General features: G+C 64.3%; 16 protein-coding genes. 5 read left to right on the forward strand and 11 right to left on the reverse strand.

What is annotated here, in order from left to right; translation table 11 throughout:
- Window positions 1-76 precede the first annotated feature (76 nt).
- From LAN61_14720 to LAN61_14730, 3 genes are all read right to left on the reverse strand, one after another.
- Entirely contained in the window at window positions 77-1,099 is a 1,023-nt protein-coding gene (locus LAN61_14720; GenBank protein MBZ5541768.1) for a c-type cytochrome, read from the reverse strand.
- A gap of 229 nt (window positions 1,100-1,328) precedes the next feature.
- A complete protein-coding gene (locus LAN61_14725) occupies window positions 1,329-2,624 on the reverse strand; it encodes a M23 family metallopeptidase (GenBank protein MBZ5541769.1) in 1,296 nt (431 codons plus the stop codon).
- Window positions 2,625-2,874: 250 nt separating this feature from the next.
- Complete coding sequence (locus tag LAN61_14730; protein MBZ5541770.1) at window positions 2,875-3,963, reverse strand: penicillin-binding protein; 1,089 nt, start codon at window positions 3,961-3,963, stop codon at window positions 2,875-2,877.
- 159 nt (window positions 3,964-4,122) lie between these two features.
- Here LAN61_14730 and LAN61_14735 point away from each other — a divergent pair, with 159 nt between their 5' ends.
- Window positions 4,123-4,293 carry a hypothetical protein gene (locus LAN61_14735; GenBank protein MBZ5541771.1) on the forward strand — a complete coding sequence of 57 codons (171 nt, stop codon included), beginning with the start codon at window positions 4,123-4,125 and terminating at the stop codon, window positions 4,291-4,293.
- Window positions 4,294-4,313: 20 nt separating this feature from the next.
- On the opposite strand, the gene recA is transcribed toward LAN61_14735, so the two are convergent.
- From recA to LAN61_14770, 7 genes are all read right to left on the reverse strand, one after another.
- Complete coding sequence (gene recA / locus LAN61_14740) at window positions 4,314-5,435, reverse strand: recombinase RecA (protein MBZ5541772.1); 1,122 nt, start codon at window positions 5,433-5,435, stop codon at window positions 4,314-4,316.
- Window positions 5,436-5,652: 217 nt separating this feature from the next.
- Window positions 5,653-5,844 (reverse strand): hypothetical protein, encoded by a 192-nt coding sequence (locus LAN61_14745; GenBank protein ID MBZ5541773.1) that lies wholly within the window; start codon window positions 5,842-5,844, stop codon window positions 5,653-5,655.
- A gap of 246 nt (window positions 5,845-6,090) precedes the next feature.
- Window positions 6,091-7,917: a hypothetical protein gene (locus tag LAN61_14750; GenBank protein MBZ5541774.1), complete on the reverse strand. Its 1,827-nt coding sequence runs from the start codon at window positions 7,915-7,917 to the stop codon at window positions 6,091-6,093.
- Window positions 7,914-8,786, reverse strand: a complete 873-nt coding sequence (locus LAN61_14755) for a 3-hydroxybutyryl-CoA dehydrogenase (GenBank protein ID MBZ5541775.1) — start codon at window positions 8,784-8,786, stop codon at window positions 7,914-7,916. The genes LAN61_14750 and LAN61_14755 overlap by 4 nt, the downstream gene beginning before the upstream one ends.
- Window positions 8,787-8,849: 63 nt before the next feature.
- Window positions 8,850-9,491, reverse strand: a complete 642-nt coding sequence (locus LAN61_14760; GenBank protein MBZ5541776.1) for a DUF2007 domain-containing protein — start codon at window positions 9,489-9,491, stop codon at window positions 8,850-8,852.
- 85 nt (window positions 9,492-9,576) lie between these two features.
- Entirely contained in the window at window positions 9,577-10,761 is a 1,185-nt protein-coding gene (locus LAN61_14765) for an acetyl-CoA C-acetyltransferase (GenBank protein ID MBZ5541777.1), read from the reverse strand.
- 109 nt (window positions 10,762-10,870) lie between these two features.
- Window positions 10,871-11,407 (reverse strand): DinB family protein, encoded by a 537-nt coding sequence (locus LAN61_14770; protein ID MBZ5541778.1) that lies wholly within the window; start codon window positions 11,405-11,407, stop codon window positions 10,871-10,873.
- 194 nt (window positions 11,408-11,601) lie between these two features.
- On the opposite strand from LAN61_14770, the gene LAN61_14775 reads away from it, so the two are divergent.
- The 4 genes from LAN61_14775 to LAN61_14790 all read left to right on the forward strand — a co-directional run bounded on the left by LAN61_14775 (window position 11,602) and on the right by LAN61_14790 (window position 16,054).
- A complete protein-coding gene (locus tag LAN61_14775) occupies window positions 11,602-12,150 on the forward strand; it encodes a DUF1572 domain-containing protein (protein ID MBZ5541779.1) in 549 nt (182 codons plus the stop codon).
- Between the two features lie 80 nt (window positions 12,151-12,230).
- Window positions 12,231-12,455 carry a 2-phospho-L-lactate guanylyltransferase gene (locus tag LAN61_14780; GenBank protein ID MBZ5541780.1) on the forward strand — a complete coding sequence of 75 codons (225 nt, stop codon included), beginning with the start codon at window positions 12,231-12,233 and terminating at the stop codon, window positions 12,453-12,455.
- A gap of 205 nt (window positions 12,456-12,660) precedes the next feature.
- The gene (locus LAN61_14785; GenBank protein MBZ5541781.1) at window positions 12,661-15,654 is read left to right on the forward strand and encodes an ATP-dependent helicase; all 2,994 of its coding nucleotides are present in this window, start codon (window positions 12,661-12,663) and stop codon (window positions 15,652-15,654) included.
- 16 nt (window positions 15,655-15,670) lie between these two features.
- Entirely contained in the window at window positions 15,671-16,054 is a 384-nt protein-coding gene (locus LAN61_14790; protein ID MBZ5541782.1) for a metallopeptidase family protein, read from the forward strand.
- A 313-nt stretch (window positions 16,055-16,367) separates the two neighbouring features.
- On the opposite strand, the gene LAN61_14795 is transcribed toward LAN61_14790, so the two are convergent.
- Complete coding sequence (locus LAN61_14795; GenBank protein MBZ5541783.1) at window positions 16,368-17,456, reverse strand: VWA domain-containing protein; 1,089 nt, start codon at window positions 17,454-17,456, stop codon at window positions 16,368-16,370.
- Window positions 17,457-17,535: the final 79 nt, after the last annotated feature.

Genomic DNA, 17,535 nt, shown 5'->3' on the forward strand with positions numbered 1-17,535 from the left:
GCGGGCCTGCTTGCCTTGAACCTGCCGAAGAGGTTCTCCCGCTGGACTCCAATCTCCGCGGATGCGGCGCCGCGCCTCAGTTTCTCTCTCCCAGCCCATGCATCTTGCGGCATAGCCGGCAATACGTCGGCTGCTCCGTGTTGTCTACACTATGATGCACGGGCTTCACCGATTGCAGGTAGGTGAAGATCAGCGACAGGTCCTCGTCGGTCATTCCCCGGAAGACATGCCATGGCATGACGGGAGCCAGCTCACGCACGCCGCCGACCGTCCCGGTTCGAATTGTCTGGATAAACATTTCCCTTGTGTAATAGGAAATTCCCGCCGGATCGGAGGTGATGTTGGCACTGGCCACACGGCCCCACGGCCCCTCGAGGATGAAGCCTCCGCCAAATTCCAGGCCGGGAATCGGCTGACCGTGCTCATCCTGCGGCGTGTGGCATCCGATGCAGCTCGCCATCTGCGTTTGATACCTTCCGCGGCTGAGCACCCCGGCGTTGGGTCCCGGTGCGGAGACGGGCTGCAGCACCGGCTGCGGCACATTGCGGATCAGATATTTCACCGGGAAGATGATCTCCGATTTCGGCAGAGGGTTGCGCACAGGCGGCAAGGAGCGGAGATAGACGATCACCGATGCCAGGTCTTCATCCGACATCTCGCGGAAGCGCTCGTAGGGCATTAGCGGAAAGAGGGCCCGGCCGTCATGGCCGACGCCTTCGCGGATGGCGCGCGCCAATTGATCATCGCTCCAGGTGCCCGCGCCGGTTTCCGGATCGGGGGTTAGGTTCGGCGCGACCAAGCGTCCCGGCAAGCCTTTGAGCGGAAATAACGTTCCCGCACCCTTCATCTCCTCGATCACCGGCGCGCCACGTTTGCTCCAGTCGCGCGGCGAGTGGCAGTGCATGCACGCGGCAACATGCTCCACGAAATACGCGCCGCGCTGCAGCCGCTCCGGCGTGGCTTCGAATTTCCGGTTCGTGAGCGGACGTGCTCTCGGCCCGAGAAGGGGCCGCCAGCCAATCGTCGCCGTGATGCCCGCGGCCGCCAGCCCCAGCGGCACGACTAGCGCATAGGCCGCAATTTTCACCAGCTTGGGCATGGATTCTCCTAGGAAAAATAGTTTCTTCTTCCCAACTGCCGGACAGTTTCCACGATTTGCAGACCGCAAGATACCACGGCCCTTCGCGAATGCGAGTTTTCTCCCGCCCGGCATCAAAAAAATACGGGCGCCTCGACCTCTTACGTCTCGGCGCCCGGACAATTCTTCTTTCTGCTTCTCGCCTGTATTCGGGCGGACGTTCAGCCCGCCCTTTCCTGTCTGCCTTTTCTCACTTGCCGTGCGCCGGGACCGCTGCCAACTCACCCTGCACCACGCTGGCCTGCAGCAGCGCCGGATTTTTCAGCAAGGGCAGCCATTTGTCGCGGACGGTCTCAAATTCGGGCCGGTTGCGCTTGGAGACGGGATCGGCGGGCGGCAGGCCGAGGTGCTCGAAGTTCTTGTACTTGCCGCGCTGCAGAAAGCGGAAATCGAGATGCGGCCCGGTGGAAAGCCCGGTGCTGCCGACCAGCCCGATGACCTTGCCGATCTCCACGTGCTCGCCCGTGCGCACGAACATCCTGGAGAGGTGCAGGTACATGGTTTCGTAGCCGTTGGCGTGCGTAATCTGCACCAGGTTGCCCTCCCCGCCCTTGCGCCCGGCAAAGAGCACCCGCCCGCTACCGATGGTCTGCACCGGCGTGCCCACCGGCGCGCCGTAGTCAATGCCCAGATGCGGGCGGCGGATCTTCAGGATGGGATGAAAGCGCGCGTAGCTGAAATGCGAGGTGATGCGCGCGCCGAACTTCAGCGGCGAGCGCAAAAAGGCCTTCTGTAGCGAATTGCCGTTGGCCGCGTAATACGCGGGCCGGCCGCTGGAGTCGTGGAAGAGCAATGCCTGGTAGGGATGCCCGCCGTTGTCGTATTCCGCGACGAAAATCTTTCCGTAGCCCGCGGTCTGCCCCCCGGCGTATTTCTTCTTCTCCAGCACCACGCGGAAGGTGTCGCCGCGCCGCGGGTCGGTGTAGAAATCGAGGTCGTACCCGAAGATCTCCGCCAGACGCATGGCCAGGTCCGCCGTTTCGCCCGCGCGCTCCACGGCGTTGAACAGTGAATCGTCCACCTGCCCGCTCACCACCACGATCTCCGTCTTTGCGGCAATCGTCCGCACTTCCGCGGAAAAGCTGCCGTCCGCCGGCGCGGGCACGATGCGCAGCAGCCGCTCCGGGTCGATGCGGTATTCGATGGTGCGCAGCCCGCCATCCACCGAACGCCCCACGGTGATCATGTTTCCCGCGCGCATCTGCCGCAGATTGAAGGCCCGCTGAGCCGCCGCGGAAGCGCCGGCCGCCTCTTCGGCGCTCAGGCCGAACTTCTCCAGCGCGGCCATGAAATTCGCGCCCGCGGGAACTTTCTTCCCCGTCGGCAGCACGCTCTGCTGCCGGGCCCACGCGGCCTCTTTCTGCGTCAGTTGCACTTCGTGCTGAAAGGCCTCCGTGGCCACCAGCCGCTGGCGAAATACGTAACCCAGCACACCCATCCCGGCGCTGCACAGCACCAGGAGCACCACGCCAAAACGACGATTCACGCTTTCCCCCAAGTTACTCGCTGCCCCTGCAGCTTTTGGCCCCACCGCGCCGCGCGCCCGGTCCCCGATGCTTCCTGGGAGAGAACACCCGGACAAAGCGCTTCTCAGCTTACCCTGCACCCCTCTTTTGTCTCAAGCAGGAACCGGAGTCAAAGGGAGAAACGGGCGGAGGTGTGGAGAACGATACGGCAAGGAGCAGGCGAGATAGGATGCGCATAGCCCCGCCGGGAACGAAGCAAGGAACAGAGAGTCAGTTGCCGGACGCGCCGATCCACTCGTTGCGGTGCGGCACCTCGGCAAAATAGTTCTGCTCGCGCAGCTTGCGGTAGATCCGCCCGGCAACCACCGCGGCCGTGGGGCCCATGACGCGGTGGCTGCTGCCGCGCAGGAGAACCACCAGCGCAATTTTCGGCCGCGCTTCGTCGGCGTAGGATACAAACCAGCCCACCCGCGATTTCTGGTCGTTGCACGTGCCGGTCTTGCCCAGCGCCAGTTCGTCGCCGCCCTGGTCGAAACTGGCCTTGCCCGTGCCGTAGAGCACCGCCGCGAGCATGCCTTCGCGGATCGGCGGCAGCAGCGGGGCGATATCCAGCTGGCGCTTCACGCGGGGCGCGAAATTCGCGCGCTCTTCTTCCGTGCGCGGGTACTGCAGATAGTAGAGAGTTCCGCCGTTGGCCACCGCGGAGGCCAGCGAGGCGAGCTGCAGCGGCGTCATCTGGATGCCTTCGCCGAAGCTGGACATGCGCGCCACCCCGCCGTGCGCCGGCGCTATCGCCGGGAGAAGGCCGGGATGCTCCTCCGGCATGTTGTAGCCGGAGAGCTCGCCGAGCCCCAGGAGCTTGGCGTAGCGGGACACGGTTGCGAAGCCCATGCGCCGGCCCAGCTCTTCAAAAAATTGGTTATTGGAATGGGCCATGGCCTCGGTGAGATTCATGTACTTGCGCCGCCCGACCTTGAGCATGGTGTCGCGGGTGATGACGTCCTCTTCGAGCGCGGCGACGGCGATCGTGGGCTTGATGGTCGAGCACGGAATCGTGCCGTTGGAGAAGGCCAACTTCTGGTTGACGATGCTCAGGATGCGCCCGGTATTGGGATCCACGGCCACCACCGTGCCGTTGTAGCGGCCCAGGGCCTCGACGGCTGCCTGGCGGATGACCGGGTCGTCGTAAGCCGCAATGTCTTCACTGGTGGAATCGGCAAAGGTGGGCACGCCGCGGAACCGCGACGCCGCATGGCCCTTGCTCCGCCGCGATGCTCGCACGCCCGCCTTGCCGCCGGCCGCCGCTGGGGCGGCGACTGCCGGAACAGCACAGGCCCACGCCAACAATATGGCCAACACGTTTCGCGATATCCTGGCTGCCCGCTTCATAGTCCCCACTTCCACGCCCCCGAAATGGCCCCTGCCGCATGGCATGCCAGCGGCCGAGGCAACAGCGATTGTAGGGAAGCGCACGGGGATAGGCAATAGGCCAAGCACTCTAGTACGTGGATATGTGTTGTGAAATCAACTCTGTCCAAAGGGGCAGGTCTGGAGGGGAAGAAGAAAATTGGATGGTTGAAAAGTTCAAAAGTTGAAAAGGCTGAAAGCATGGAGCGAGAACGGAAAAAAGGTCTGGGGCGCCGTCGCGCGGCTTGCCCCCAGACCTTTTCCGGCCTTTCCAGTCTTTAACGCTTCAACGCTTCAACTTCTTAGCGCGTAGGCCCGTTCACTGGCCTGCCCTTCGCCGCAGAAGCTGCCGCGCCCATAGCCCGGTCATTCGGCGCCGGCGCCGCGGCCGGAGTTGCCGCGGGAGCCGAGGCGCCGTTCACAGTTCCCGGCGTGGGGATTTCCATCTTCTTGCGCAGCGCAGCTTCCAGCTTGGCGCGAATGTCTGGATTTTCCTTGAGGAAAATGCGCGCATTCTCACGGCCCTGGCCCATGCGCTCACTGCCGTAGCTGAGCCACGTGCCGCTCTTTTCGACGAGGCCTTTATCCACGCCCAGGTCCAGCAGGTCGCCTTCGCGCGAGATGCCTTCTCCGTAGAGGATGTCGAATTCGGCCTCGCGGAACGGCGCGGCGACCTTGTTCTTCACCACCTTGCCGCGGGTGCGCGACCCGACGACTTTGTCCCCTTCCTTGATGGCCTGAATGCGGCGGATATCCAGGCGGATGGAGGCGTAGAACTTCAGCGCGCGGCCGCCCGTGGTGGTTTCCGGATTGCCGAACATGACGCCGATCTTTTCGCGGATCTGGTTGATGAAGATCAGGCAGGTCCTGGACTTGGAAACGATGCCGGTGAGCTTGCGCAGGGCCTGGGACATCAGGCGGGCCTGCAAGCCCATCTGCGGATCGCCCATTTCGCCTTCCAGCTCGGCCTTGGGCACCAGGGCGGCCACGGAGTCCACGACGACGACGTCCACCCCGCCCGAGCGGATCAGCGTTTCCGCAATTTCCAGCGCCTGCTCACCGTTATCCGGCTGCGACACCAAGAGGTTGTCCACGTCCACGCCCAGCTTGCGCGCATAGACGGGGTCCAGCGCGTGCTCGGCGTCGATGAAGGCCGCCTGCCCGCCCAGCTTCTGCGCTTCGGCGATGACGTGCAGCGTCATGGTGGTCTTACCGCCCGATTCCGGGCCGTAAACCTCGATGACCCGCCCGCGCGGAAAGCCGCCCACGCCCAGCGCGGCGTCCAGCGAGAGGCATCCGGTGGGGATGACGCTCACGGGCACCAGTACATCGCGGCTGCCAAGGCGCATGATCGAGCCCTTGCCGAAGGACTTTTCGATCTGCGCGATCGCCGCGTCCAGCATTTTCGATTTCTCGTCTGCCATTTCACACCTCGGAAGAGGAAAGTAGGAATCGTGTAACCGGGACCTTGGGGGCCGCAGGCCGGGGCGCCGCGCCGGGAACAACGCGAGACCCTTTGGGGACGTGGCTAGGCGTGCAGCTTACCACTCGGTTCACCATCGCGCCATCCCTTTCTGGCTCTGCAGCCGCGTCTTGCTCTGCCCTGCTGCTGCAAATCGCTGCTAGTTAGAGATACCCATACTACCGCTGACAGCCATGCTGCGTCTCGTGGTCGCGCAGCCGGGCCTGCGCCGCACGCTCCCGCTGCTCCCACGCGGCCCGCTCCGGCGACGTCAGTTGCCGCAAGCGCGACAAATTCCGCCCGCGCGTCCGGGTTTCCACCAGCTCTTCTTCCAGTCTCTGCCGTTCACCGCAAAGGAGCAAACCACGCATGGGGCACCTGCCAGCAACATCGGGGAGAAGGTATCCCAAAGGCGAACAAAAGGCAAACACTATTTTCGCCTAATATTCGCCATCGCCGGGCCCCTTCCCCTGCAGGCGCCTCTTCCCGCCCTAGTCTTCCTTTGAGGGCACCTTGCAAAAACTATACGTTGAGATCCTTTCCGACAGGAGTCGGAATCTTCGATCGGTCAACCTAATCGGGTGACAGGATGACAGCGTCGAGGTACTGGGAAACACCTACAATTTCTTGCGCCAGATTTCCTGGCGGGTTTCGAGGCGCGTGGCGGCGATCCAACGGCCGTCGGGGGAGACGCGCGGGTGCAGGAGGTTGGCGGCGGCGGCGCTGAGTTTTTTGGGCGTGCCGCCGGCACGCGGGATGGCGAAGAGCTGCATGCGGCCATCCTGGAGGGCGCTAAAGAGGATGGTCTGGGCGTCGGGAGTCCAGTCCAGGCCGCTGTAGGTGTCGCTTTTGTAGGTGACGAGGCGCTGCGCTTGGCTGCCATCAGCGGCGAGAATCCAGATGGCGCGCTCGCCGGGGGCGGATTCGTCCTCGACGGCGATCTCCTCGCCCTTGGGCGACCACATGGGCCACTCGGCACTGTGCACCTCCGCCGGGAGAGGCAGCTTCGCGCTGCTGAGGACGCTGCCGGTTTCCGGGTTGATGGTGGTGATCCACAGGCGATAGACGCCGGGCTTGCCGCCCTTTTCCCACGAGGGAAAGACCAGGCGGCGGCCGTCGGGAGACCAACTGGGGGAGCCCGTCTCCCAGCCGAAATCGGTGAGGCGTATTTCGGGCGCCTGCGGATCGCCGGCGCGCTTGAGCCAGATGTCGTCGCTGGCGCCGGGGGCGTCGTAGTAGGCCACGGGCTGCGGCGCACGGTGGGAGTGGAAGGCGATCCACTTCCCGTCCGGCGACCACTCCGGAGGAAAATCCTCGTGATTACCGGCGATGACCACGCTGCGCGGCGAAGTGGCGTGCGCTTCGGCGTCCACGCTGACCGCGCCGGCGTCCAGATCGAGGGCCCAGTCCGCGCGGCGCCATTGCCCGAAGAAAAAGCCGATCTGGCGGGAGTCGCGGCTCCAGGCGGGGAGCTCGGCACCGGGGAGCACTTCATGGGCCGGGCCTCCGGCAATGGGGAGGGCCACGATGGAATCGTGAATGGTGTTCTGCGCCCAGTACAGATTGCCCGCGGCCTCGACGGGAGCGGTCTTGTCCCCGTCCGAAGAGACCAGTTTTTTCAACCGTTTGCTGCTGAGATTGAATTCGTAGATGTCCAGCCAGCGCTCGGCGTCCGGATTCTGGCGCGCGGCGGCCTCCGGCGCCTTCTCGCCAACGAGCGAGAGATAGAGCCGCCCGCCATCGGGCGAAAGGCTGAGCGGGCTCAGCCGGGGGTCCGCATCCAGCCCCTGCGCGAGCGGCACGACCTTGCCCATACCGACAGGCACCTGCACCAGCGAAGTCGAGCCGCCAGCCTGGCGCACCATGGCGTAGAGGCTCTGCGCATCGGGCGCAAAGACCGCGCCGGTGATCACGCCGGGGACGGCGATGTGTTTTCTTTCCTTCCAACCGCCGACCCACAGCCCGGCATCGGCGACGTTGGAGCGAAAATAGGCCGAAGTCTTTCCGTCCGCAGAGCAAACGGGAATGGCATCGGGCTTGAACATGACGCGGTCGAGGCCCTTGTTTTCGATCATGGCGTACCAGCCCTCGAGAGCGCCGTGCTGGCCCATGCGCAGCAGTTCCTCGCCGCAGAAGAAGGCCTGGGAGACGCTGGCCAGCGGGCCGCGCAGCCGCGCGGCGTCCTCCTTCTTGGTGACCAGGGAGATGAGGTCCACGCCCCCGGCGCGGGAAAGAAGCGCCCACTTCCCGTCGCTGGAGATGGCGGCGCCCGGCGCCAGATCTTCAAACCAGCGATGGCCCGCGCGCGAATAGATTTTCTCGGCGCCGGCGGGCGCGCCTTGCTGCGCCAGCGCTACGCCCGCGAGGCCCAGCGCGGCAGCAGCCAGGAGACAACCAGAGAAACGGCGCGCGCGAAAAAGTGCGGGGAGCATGGAAAGCGTCATGGCTTCTCCTGGGAATAGCTGTAAAAGCCGCGGCCGGATTTACGGCCCAGCCAGCCGGCGGCGACATATTTTTTCAGCAGCGGGCAGGCGCGGTATTTGGGATCGCCTAGGCCGTCCTGCAGGACGTGCAGGATATCCACGCAGACGTCGAGGCCGATAAAATCGGCCAGCTCCAGCGGACCCATGGGATGGTTCATGCCCATCTTCATCACGGCGTCCACGGCTTCGACGGTGGCCACGCCTTCCAGGACGGCGTAGGCGGCTTCGTTGATGAGCGGCATGAGCACGCGGTTGGAGACGAAGCCGGGCGCGTCGTTGACGGCAACCGGCTTCTTGCCGAGCCTTTCGGCGAGGCGCAGGGTGGTGTCGAAGGTGGCGTCCGAGGTCTGCAGCGCGCGGATAACTTCGACGAGCACCATCACCGGCACGGGGTTCATGAAGTGCATGCCCACGAAGCGGTCGGGGCGCCCGGTGAGCGCGGCGAGGGTGGTGATGGCGATGGAGGAGGTGTTGCTGGCGAGGATGGCGTCCGGGCGGAGGATCCCGTCGGCCTCCTGCAGGACGGCGCGCTTGATCTCCAGCTTTTCCGGGACGGCTTCGACCACGAAATCGGCGGCGGCGATGGCCTGCATGTCGGTGACCGGCTGGAGGCGGGCGAGGACGGCGGCGCGGTCGGCTTCGGCGAGCTTGCCCTTCTTGATCTCGCGGTCGAGATTCTTGCCGATGGTTTCCAGGCCGCGGTCGAGGAAGCGGGGCTCGACGTCGCGCAGGATCACGGAGAAGCCCGCGCGGGCAAAGACATGCGCGATGCCGTTGCCCATGGTGCCTGCGCCCAGCACGGCAACGGTTTTGATTGCGTCCACGGTCATAGCAATCCTCCGAACTACGCTTTCCATTTGGATGGAGGGCAGTTTACTACAGGCGGGCACGCCTCACCGAGGCGGCGTGCCTTCGCGGACTTCGCGGAGGATTTCGCGGGCGGCAGGTTCGTCGGCGGGCATGACGAAGAGGCGCAGCGTGCCGGGCTCGGCGCCTTCACGGCGGACGCCGATGCGATTTTCGCGCAGGCAATCTTCGAGGATCCGGGCGAGGCCGACGTCCTCGCCGCTCCAAATCTCCGCGGTGGCTTGTTGGGGGTTCCACCCAGCCGCGCGGCGTTCTTCTATTTTTTCGGCCTCTTCTGCTTCCCTTGTTTCTTGTTCCTCTTCCTCCCCCGGTTCCCTGAAGGCGAAAGGCGAAGACTGATAGATGGGCTCGAGCAGTTCGCGCGCGCGTTGCGCATCGGAGCGGAAGACGCGCACCTCGTATTTCGGCCGCGGCATGCCTAGCTCAAAAACAAAATGGTCCTGGGTGGCCTTCACGTGGTGCGGGATGCCGGCTTCGCGCAGAGCGGCAATAGCCTGGCTAACGGCCACGGGATCGCCGCTTTTCCAGACCATGTCGATGCGCTCCTTGCGCTCTTTTTCATGGAGCGGGCGGCCGCGTAGGGCCTCGGGCACCAGCTCGACGCCGCACATCGTACAGCGGCCGTAGCCGGCGGCGTATTCGGCATCGCATAGCGGGCAGTAGTTCATAGTTTGCTTCGTTCCTCGCCCCTGGGAAGGATTCAAGAGAAAAGCCGCGGGGCTGTCGCCCCGTGCTACAGCGCTACCCGACAGTTCAAAAGCGCTCGATGGCCAGGGCCACGGCATTGCCGCCGCCGAGGCAGAGAGCGGCGACGCCGCGCTGGAGGTTGCGGCGCTGCAGCTCGTAGAGCAGGGTGACGAGGATGCGCGCGCCGGAAGCGCCGATGGGGTGGCCGAGGGCCACCGCTCCGCCGTTGACGTTGACCTTTGCGGAATTCAGCTTGAGTTGGCGGGTGACGGCGAGAGCGGCGACGGAGAAGGCCTCATTCAGCTCGAAGAGGTCCACGTCCTTGTCGCGGTTCCAACCGGTCTTGGCGAGGAGTTTTTCCACGGCGTCCACCGGAGCCATCATGACCCACTTGGGCTCGAGGCCGCTGACGGCCTGGGCGACGATGCGGGCGATGGGCTGTTTGCCGAGCTGCGCGGCCTTGCGCTCGCTGGTGACCACCAGGGCGGCGGCGCCGTCGTTGGTGCTGGGGGCGTTGCCGGCGGTGACCGTGCCGTCTTTTTTGAAAGCGGGCTTGAGCCGGGCGAGGGCTTCCACGGAAGTGTCCTCGCGGGGCGATTCGTCGTGCTGGACGACGAGGGGAGCGCCCTTCTTCTGGGGGATCTCGATGGGCAGGATCTGCGAGGTGAAGAGGCCCTCTTTGCGGGCGCGCACGGCCTTCTGGTGGCTTTCGAAAGCGAAGCGGTCCTGCTCCTCGCGGGTGATGGAATATTTTTCGGCGACGAGTTCGCCGGTCATGCCCATGTGGAAGTTTTCGTAAGCGTCCCACAGGCCGTCGTTGATCATGGAATCGATGATCTTGCCGTCACCAAGACGGTAGCCGGTGCGCGCCTGGGGAAGCAAGTAGGGGCAGTTGGACATGGACTCCATGCCGCCGGCGACGAGGAGTTCGGATTCCCCGGTCTGCACGGCCTGCGCGGCGAGGGCTACGGCCTTGAGGCCGGAGCCGCAGACCTTATTAATGGTCATGGCGGCGACGCGGGGATCGCAGCCGCCTTTGAGGGCGGCCTGGCGCGCGGGATTCTGGCCGAGGCCGGCCTGCACGACGTTGCCGAGAATGGCTTCGTCCACTAGCTTCGCGTCAATGCCGGCGCGGCGGATAGCTTCGGCGACAACCTTGCCGCCGAGCTCGGGGGCGGAAAAGCCGGCGAGGCCGCCCTGGAATTTACCGATGGCCGTGCGGACGGCGGAAAGAATAACGGGATTTTCCATGGTGAGCCTCCGGGGAGCGACGCACTCGATTATACAGCGATGCAAAGGAGGAGAAGACGCCGGAAAGAATTTTGGGGGCGGTGGGAAGACCGCCCCCCAGAGAACGGGTTTAGTTTGCGGCAGCAGCTTCGGCTGAGCCCATCTGGCCTTCGTCGGCGCTGGGGCCATAGAGCGCGGGCACCGGAATATTCAGCAGGCGGAAGTAGACGGTGAGCTGGGCGCGATGATGGATTAGATGGTTCATCACCATGCCGCGGAGAACGGCGACCTTGGGCAAGGTGAAGATCGTCTTTCCACCAGCGAGAAGAGTCCAAGGTTTCATCATGTCCTGATCGCTGGCAGAAGCGAGGGCGGCGCGCCCCTCGGCGCATTGTTTATCGAAGACAGCGAGAAGCTCTTTGCGAGAATCCGTTTTGGGAGGCACGTAAGCAGGACCGCCCACCGGGGCATAATCGAGCTGCTCCGTATTGAGGGTGACGGTGGCCCACCCGGGCATGGTCGCGATGTGGCCGGCGAGCCAGCCGAGGGTGCCGGACTTATCGTGGGGCTTCCAATTCCATCTGTCGTCAGGGACGCGCTCGAGGGTTTTGCGCGTGTTCTGCATTTCCTGGTCGTATTCACCGAGCATCATTTGGCCGATAGTCATGACTGCTGCTCCTTTCGATGCGGATGGCTGCTAAGGCTTCCTCTATCTCTGTGACCGCAGAGCGGTCAACGGAAAACCGCGGGGAAACGGCGCGACAAACAGTAGCATCAAGGCGAACAAAAAGCAAATACTCTTTGCAACCCCAAAACCCCTATCCCCTTGCCTGTGGCGGCCCATGGCGGGACAATCCCGGCATGGCACACGAATTCACGACCTCGTATTTGAAGGATGCACTCGACCTGTTCCGCTATTACAAGCGGCTGGGCGAGCGGGCGATGGAGCAGTGCCCGGAGGAAGGGCTGTTTGCCGCGCTGGACGCGGAGTCCAATTCCATCGCCATCACGGTGAAGCACCTGGCGGGGAACATGCGCTCGCGGTGGACGGATTTTCTGACCACCGACGGCGAGAAGCCCGACCGCAACCGGGACACGGAGTTTGAAGCGCCGCCGAAGACGCGCGCGGAGCTGCTGGCGCTGTGGGAGGCGGGTTGGAAGCAAGTGTTTGCGGCGCTGGAGCCGCTGACGGATGCCGATCTGACGCGGCGGGTGCTGATCCGCACCGAGCCGCATTCCGTGCTGCAGGCGGTCCAGCGGCAAATCGCGCATTACGCGTACCACGTGGGACAGATCGTGTACCTGGGGAAGCACTTCGCGGGCGGGGGCTGGACGGCACTGACCGTGCCGCGCAGGAAATCGGCGGAGTTCAACGCGAACGTCGCCTCCGGGAAGACTTCGCAGCGCTAAGGAGCCGCCGTGATAGCTGAATTGCCGTTGTTTCCTACGCGTGCTAGGCTCTTGGCTATCGAGGAGCCGATCGAGGGCATATGGCGACGAATCAGCAGAGCGAACTCGTTTTCGAAATCACGCAGGACAGCGACGGCGGCTTTACGGCGGAATGTCTCACCGAAGCCATCATCACACAAGGAGACACCTGGAACGAACTGCGCGCCAACGTGAAGGAAGCAGTTCAGGCCTATTTTTTTGACCGGCCTGCTCCTCAAACGATCCGGCTGCATCTTGTGCGCGACGAAGTGCTCGCCATCGGATGAAACTCCCTCCTAGAAACGGACCAGCCCACCGCTCAGCGCATTGCAATCCCCGCGCACCAGGCACTCCGAATTGGAACACTCCATGCCATTCTCAAATCAGTTGCCACTCATAAAGGCGTTTCCCGCGAAGCCCTCCTCGAATCGATCTCCTGAAACACACTCTCCCGCTTTCCCAATGGTGTGAAGTCCGGTACGCTCTCTATTGATGGCAACACTCTTTGATCTGGGACCACAGGACGATCCGCTGGCCGGGCTGAATGAGGCGCAGCAGCGCGCAGTAACGCACAGCGAGGGGCCGCTGCTGGTGATCGCCGGTGCGGGCACGGGCAAGACCAAGGTCATCACCGAGCGGATCCGGCATCTGCTGGCCTCCAATCCCGAGCTGGGCGGGGAAAACATACTGGGGCTGACGTTCACGGACAAGGCCGCGGCAGAGATGAAGCACCGCGTGGTGGCCGCGGCGGGAGAGCGCGCCGAGAGCGTGACGCTGGCGACGTTCCATTCCTTCTGCAAAGAGCTGCTGGCGGAGCTGGAGCCGGAACGCGTGCTGCTGGACCAGGTGGACCACTGGATCCTGCTGCGGCGAAACCTGGCGCGGCTGCGGCTGGAGAAATTCCGGCGGCTGGCGGATCCCGGTCAATTTTTGAGCGACTTCGTGGAATTCTTCTCGCGCTGCCAGGACGAGCTAGTGAGCAGCGCGGAGTACCAGCGCTACGCCGACGCGCTGGCCGCGCAACTGGAAGCCGAGCGGGCCACGCTGGACGAGGAGACCTGCAAGGAGCGGGGCGAGCAGGCGGCGCTGCAACAGGAGATCGCGCGCGCCTACCGCACCAGCGAGGAGCTGCTGCGGGAAAAGAACCGGCTGACGTTCGGGGCGCTGCTGGCGGAGACGGCGACGCGGCTGCGCAGCGATGCGGCGCTGCGCGCGCGGCTGCAGCAGCGCTACCAGCACATCCTGGTGGACGAATTCCAGGACACCAACATCGCGCAGCTGGAGCTGCTCTATCTGCTGGCGGCGGAACCGCGCAATATCCTGGTGGTGGGCGACAACGACCAGGCCATCTACCGCTTTCGCGGGGCGTCGTTCGGAAGCTTCACGATTTTTCTGGAGCGCTTTGCGGGGTGGCGGCGCGGAGCGGATTCCGGGCCGTGGCGGGTAACGCTGACGGAAAACTACCGGTCGATGGCCAAGATTCTGCGGGTGGCGACGCAGGTGATCACGCAGAACGAGGTGAGCGAGGATTTTCCGAAGAAGGTGCTGAGCACGGCGCGGGGCGAGGGCGAGAAGATCCGCATCGTGGAGCTGGGGACGGCCGCGGACGAAGCACGCTGGGTGCGCGGGGAGCTGCAGCGGCTGCACGGCGCGGGGCACCGCTGGCGGGAGTTCGCGATTCTCTACCGGCAGCATGCGCACCGCGACGCGCTGGTGGCCGAACTGCGGCGCGCGGGAATTCCGTTTTTCATCGCCAAGCTGTCGATCCTGAAGCACGGGCTGGTGCGCGACGTCCTGGCCTACCTGCGGCTGGTGGCGCGGCCCTACGACGACATTTCCTGCGCGCGGGTGCTGGCCGCGCCCGCGTGGGGTCTGGACGCCACGGGGCTGATGCGGCTGACGGAACGCGCGGCGAAGAAGCGCGGCACGCCGCTCTACGACGTGCTGCAGGCGCCGCAGGCGGAGCTGACATTCGGCGCGGCGCAGCCGGACACGAGCGGGCTGCTGGAGTTTCTCTCGGCGCAGCGCAAGACGATGCGGCGGAAGACGGCCCGGGAGATCCTGGGCGAGCTGCTGGACTGGCTGGAGCTGGCGGAGCGCGTTCCGGAAGAGGACCGGCGGTACGTGGAGCAGATGGTGAGCTTCCTGAAGGAGTGGGAGCCGAAGAGCGAGACGCGTTCGCTGCCGGAATTTCTGGAATATCTGGACTTCTACGAGCAGGCCGGCGGGACGATCAGCCTGGCGGAAGAAGGGCCGCGGGACGCGGTGCGGCTGATGACCGTGCACGGGGCCAAGGGGCTGGAGTTTCCGCACGTGTTCATTCTGCGGATGAACGCGGGGGCGTTTCCGGTGCGGCCGCGCTCGCACGTGTTTGAGTTTCCGGAAGCGCTCATCAAAGAGGAGCGGCCGCAGGGCGATTTCCACATCCAGGAGGAGCGGCGGCTATTCTATGTGGCGCTGACGCGGGCACGGGACCGGCTGACGCTGACGACGCTGACGGACAAGAAGTCCAAGCGCTCGCCGTTTCTCGATGATTTCCTGATGGAGGCGCCGATCAAGAAGCGGGACGTGACGCAGAGCGCGCCGAATGTGCCGCCGGCGGCGGAAGCAGAGGCTGCATCCGCGGAGGCCGCGGGCCCGGGTTCGCTCTTCCCTGCTTCGGGAGCGCCGCCGCGGTTATTTTCGCGGATCGGGACGTGGGCGGAAAGTTTTCATCCGCCGGCGCCGATGCCGCTGCAACTGAGCGCCTCGGCGATCGATTCCTACCGCTCCTGCCCGCAGCGCTATCTCTTTTCGAAATTCTGGCAGCTGCCGGAAGGGCCGCGGGCGGCGATGAGCTTCGGCAGCGTGATGCACACGACGATCAAGCGTTTCGTGGGGGAACTGCGCAAGGGCAACCGCCTGCCGTTCGAAGAGGTGGCGCACATTTTCGAAACCGAGTGGACCTCGGCGGGCTTCGAGGACGACTACCAGGAAGGCGAATACAAGAAGGATGGCCTCGAGCAGCTGCGGGTGTTTCACGCGGCGCTGTTGGCGGAGCCGCCGCAGGTGCTGGAACAGGAAAAGAGCTTCGAGCTGCCGCTGGACAACAACATCGTGATCACGGGGCGAATCGACCAGATCAATTCCTTGGGCGGGCGGGACGTGGAGATCGTGGATTACAAGACGGGCAAGCCGAAACCGGACGCCGCAGCGCGCAAGGACCTGCAGTTGAGCATCTATGCGCTGGCGGCGCGGGAGATTCTGGAGCTGAACCCGGTGGACCTGACGTTTCATTACCTGCTGACGAACGAAAAGCAGGTGACCTCGCGGGACGCGAAGCAACTGGACGAGGCGGTGCGCATCGTCCAAGAAGTCGCGGCGGATATCCGCGCGGGGGAGTTTCCGGCGAAGCTGGGGTTCCAGTGCCGGAGCTGCGCGTACCGGACGATCTGTCCGGCGCAGGAGGAAAGCCAAAAAGTCCAGGAGTTGCAAAAAAGGCCATAGCGGTGAGGCGGCAAAGATGGATCGGGAATGCTTCGTCAAGCTCGTGGAGGAAGTACTGGAGGCACTTCCGGCGGAGTTTCGTAAACGGATACATAACCTCGCTGTTCTAGTCGAAAACCGACCACCCAAACGATCATCGAGAAAAACACGCGGGAGTGCTCAGAAGGCTGGCTTCGAGAAGACTGCTCGTGTGGTCTTAGGAATCTATCAAGGCGTCCCAGCTACCAAGAGGAGTGTGTTTGACCCATCCGCTGGGCCAGACCGCATCGTCCTCTACCAGAAGAACATCGAGGAGGTCTGCTCCAATGAAGCCGAAATCCGTCACGAGGTCAGGCAGACAGTCCTCCACGAACTGGGGCATTATTTCGGGATGGACGAGGCCCAACTGAAGGATGTCTAGGCATTGCTAGCGGGAGAGATTTTTCTGCGCCCCGGGCGCCTCGAAATGCCGGGGTTGAGTTTTTCCGCAGCCGGCGAAAAGGAAAAGGGCGCTGACGGTGCGGCTGCCAGCGCCCTGAGGATCCCGAGAACGATACTTACTTGCCCTTTTTCTTGGGCTGTTTCTTTGCTTCCCTCTTGGGTTTGTTCTTCATCGTGAACCTCCTTCCAGATGCATGCGGCGATCCGCGGGCGAACGCGGCGCGCGCCCCGCAGTTGCGATGCGGGCATCGTCCTGCCGCGTCCAGGATATTACTGCAGAAGGGCCCGGCACGCTATGGCAAACCGACAAAATAACCGTCGCGAGCGAGAATGGAGAGGCCGGGGCGCTTCACGCGGATTTCGATGGAGTGGTAGTCGAGGGAGCGGTCGGTGCCGCGAGGGGTGTAGGCGAGGGTGTACTGGTTGCGGGCCTCTTCGGAAACGGCGGAGTACAGGCGCTCCATCTCCTCGCGCTGCGCCGCGTAGAAAACGTCGCCGCCGGTGGCATGGGCGAATTTCGAAAGCGTGGTAAGGCGGCGGTTGAAGAAAGCGTTGCCGACGCCAACGCCATAGACGGAGATGCCCGCGGTGAGCAGGGAGCGCACCGTGTCGTCGAAGCTCATGGAGTTGTGCTTGGAATTGACGCCGTCGGAGATGAGGAAGATGAGCTTGCGGCGGTCGCGGCCGCGGTCCTTGAGCAACTGGGCGGCGGCATAGACGGCGTCGTCCACGGCCTTGGTGGGCTGGCCCTTGAGGATCCTGGCCGAAGGCGGAATCTGCGAAGCGCCGGGCGCGGGGATACCGTTGATCTTGGGGCCGGAACCGAGAGGCCCGCCGGCGGGAGCGGGAGCAGGGGAGCTTCTGACGGTGACGCGCTGGAGCTGGGTGAGGAGGACGTCGGGATCCGAGGTGAAGCCCTTGCCCGGGTAGAAAAACTGGTCGAAGCGGGCGACGCAGACCTCGTCATTGCGGCTGAAGCCCGCGGCCAGCGTGGGGAGCGTGGCGGCGACCTGTTCGGCGACGCGGTTCTCGAGGTCGTTGTCAATCAGGATGACGACAGAGAGCGGGAAGGGGTCGCTTGAGAAGACGTCAATGTGCTGTTCGACGTCGTCCTCCAAGACCCGAAATTCGTCGCGGGTCAAATCGGGGACGATACGGCCTGCGGCGTCCTTGACGATGACCGGGACGACGACGAGGCTGGTAGTAACGCGGATGCGCGTCTGCACATCCTCCTGCTGCGGGGGAGGCGGGCTCGCCGGGGCGGGGCGCGGCGGGGAAGTCTGGGTCTGGGCCGCCAGGAAAGGTCCCGGGAGCAGGAGCAGAATGCACAACAGGAAGGCGAGGCTGCAGACGGCGGTGCGAGTTTTGCGTGTACAATTCATGGTTGTGAGGTCCGACGTTCCGCGCGATCCGGGTGACGCATCTTCCCGGGCACGAGCTGCATCCTAAGATGCCGGGGAC

Source organism: Terriglobia bacterium, from assembly GCA_020072785.1.
Lineage (GTDB): Bacteria > Acidobacteriota > Terriglobia > Acidiferrales > UBA7541 > Acidiferrum.

What these genes read in the sequence shown, in the direction of transcription:
- LAN61_14720 (MBZ5541768.1), bottom strand. Translation starts at nt 1,099, where the DNA reads ATGCCCAAGCTGGTGAAAATTGCGGCCTATGCGCTAGTCGTGCCGCTG.
- recA (MBZ5541772.1), bottom strand. Translation starts at nt 5,435, where the DNA reads ATGGCAGACGAGAAATCGAAAATGCTGGACGCGGCGATCGCGCAGATC.
- LAN61_14745 (MBZ5541773.1), bottom strand. Translation starts at nt 5,844, where the DNA reads ATGCGTGGTTTGCTCCTTTGCGGTGAACGGCAGAGACTGGAAGAAGAG.
- LAN61_14750 (MBZ5541774.1), bottom strand. Translation starts at nt 7,917, where the DNA reads ATGACGCTTTCCATGCTCCCCGCACTTTTTCGCGCGCGCCGTTTCTCT.
- LAN61_14755 (MBZ5541775.1), bottom strand. Translation starts at nt 8,786, where the DNA reads ATGACCGTGGACGCAATCAAAACCGTTGCCGTGCTGGGCGCAGGCACC.
- LAN61_14760 (MBZ5541776.1), bottom strand. Translation starts at nt 9,491, where the DNA reads ATGAACTACTGCCCGCTATGCGATGCCGAATACGCCGCCGGCTACGGC.
- LAN61_14765 (MBZ5541777.1), bottom strand. Translation starts at nt 10,761, where the DNA reads ATGGAAAATCCCGTTATTCTTTCCGCCGTCCGCACGGCCATCGGTAAA.
- LAN61_14770 (MBZ5541778.1), bottom strand. Translation starts at nt 11,407, where the DNA reads ATGACTATCGGCCAAATGATGCTCGGTGAATACGACCAGGAAATGCAG.
- LAN61_14775 (MBZ5541779.1), top strand. Translation starts at nt 11,602, where the DNA reads ATGGCACACGAATTCACGACCTCGTATTTGAAGGATGCACTCGACCTG.
- LAN61_14780 (MBZ5541780.1), top strand. Translation starts at nt 12,231, where the DNA reads ATGGCGACGAATCAGCAGAGCGAACTCGTTTTCGAAATCACGCAGGAC.
- LAN61_14785 (MBZ5541781.1), top strand. Translation starts at nt 12,661, where the DNA reads ATGGCAACACTCTTTGATCTGGGACCACAGGACGATCCGCTGGCCGGG.
- LAN61_14790 (MBZ5541782.1), top strand. Translation starts at nt 15,671, where the DNA reads ATGGATCGGGAATGCTTCGTCAAGCTCGTGGAGGAAGTACTGGAGGCA.
- LAN61_14795 (MBZ5541783.1), bottom strand. Translation starts at nt 17,456, where the DNA reads ATGAATTGTACACGCAAAACTCGCACCGCCGTCTGCAGCCTCGCCTTC.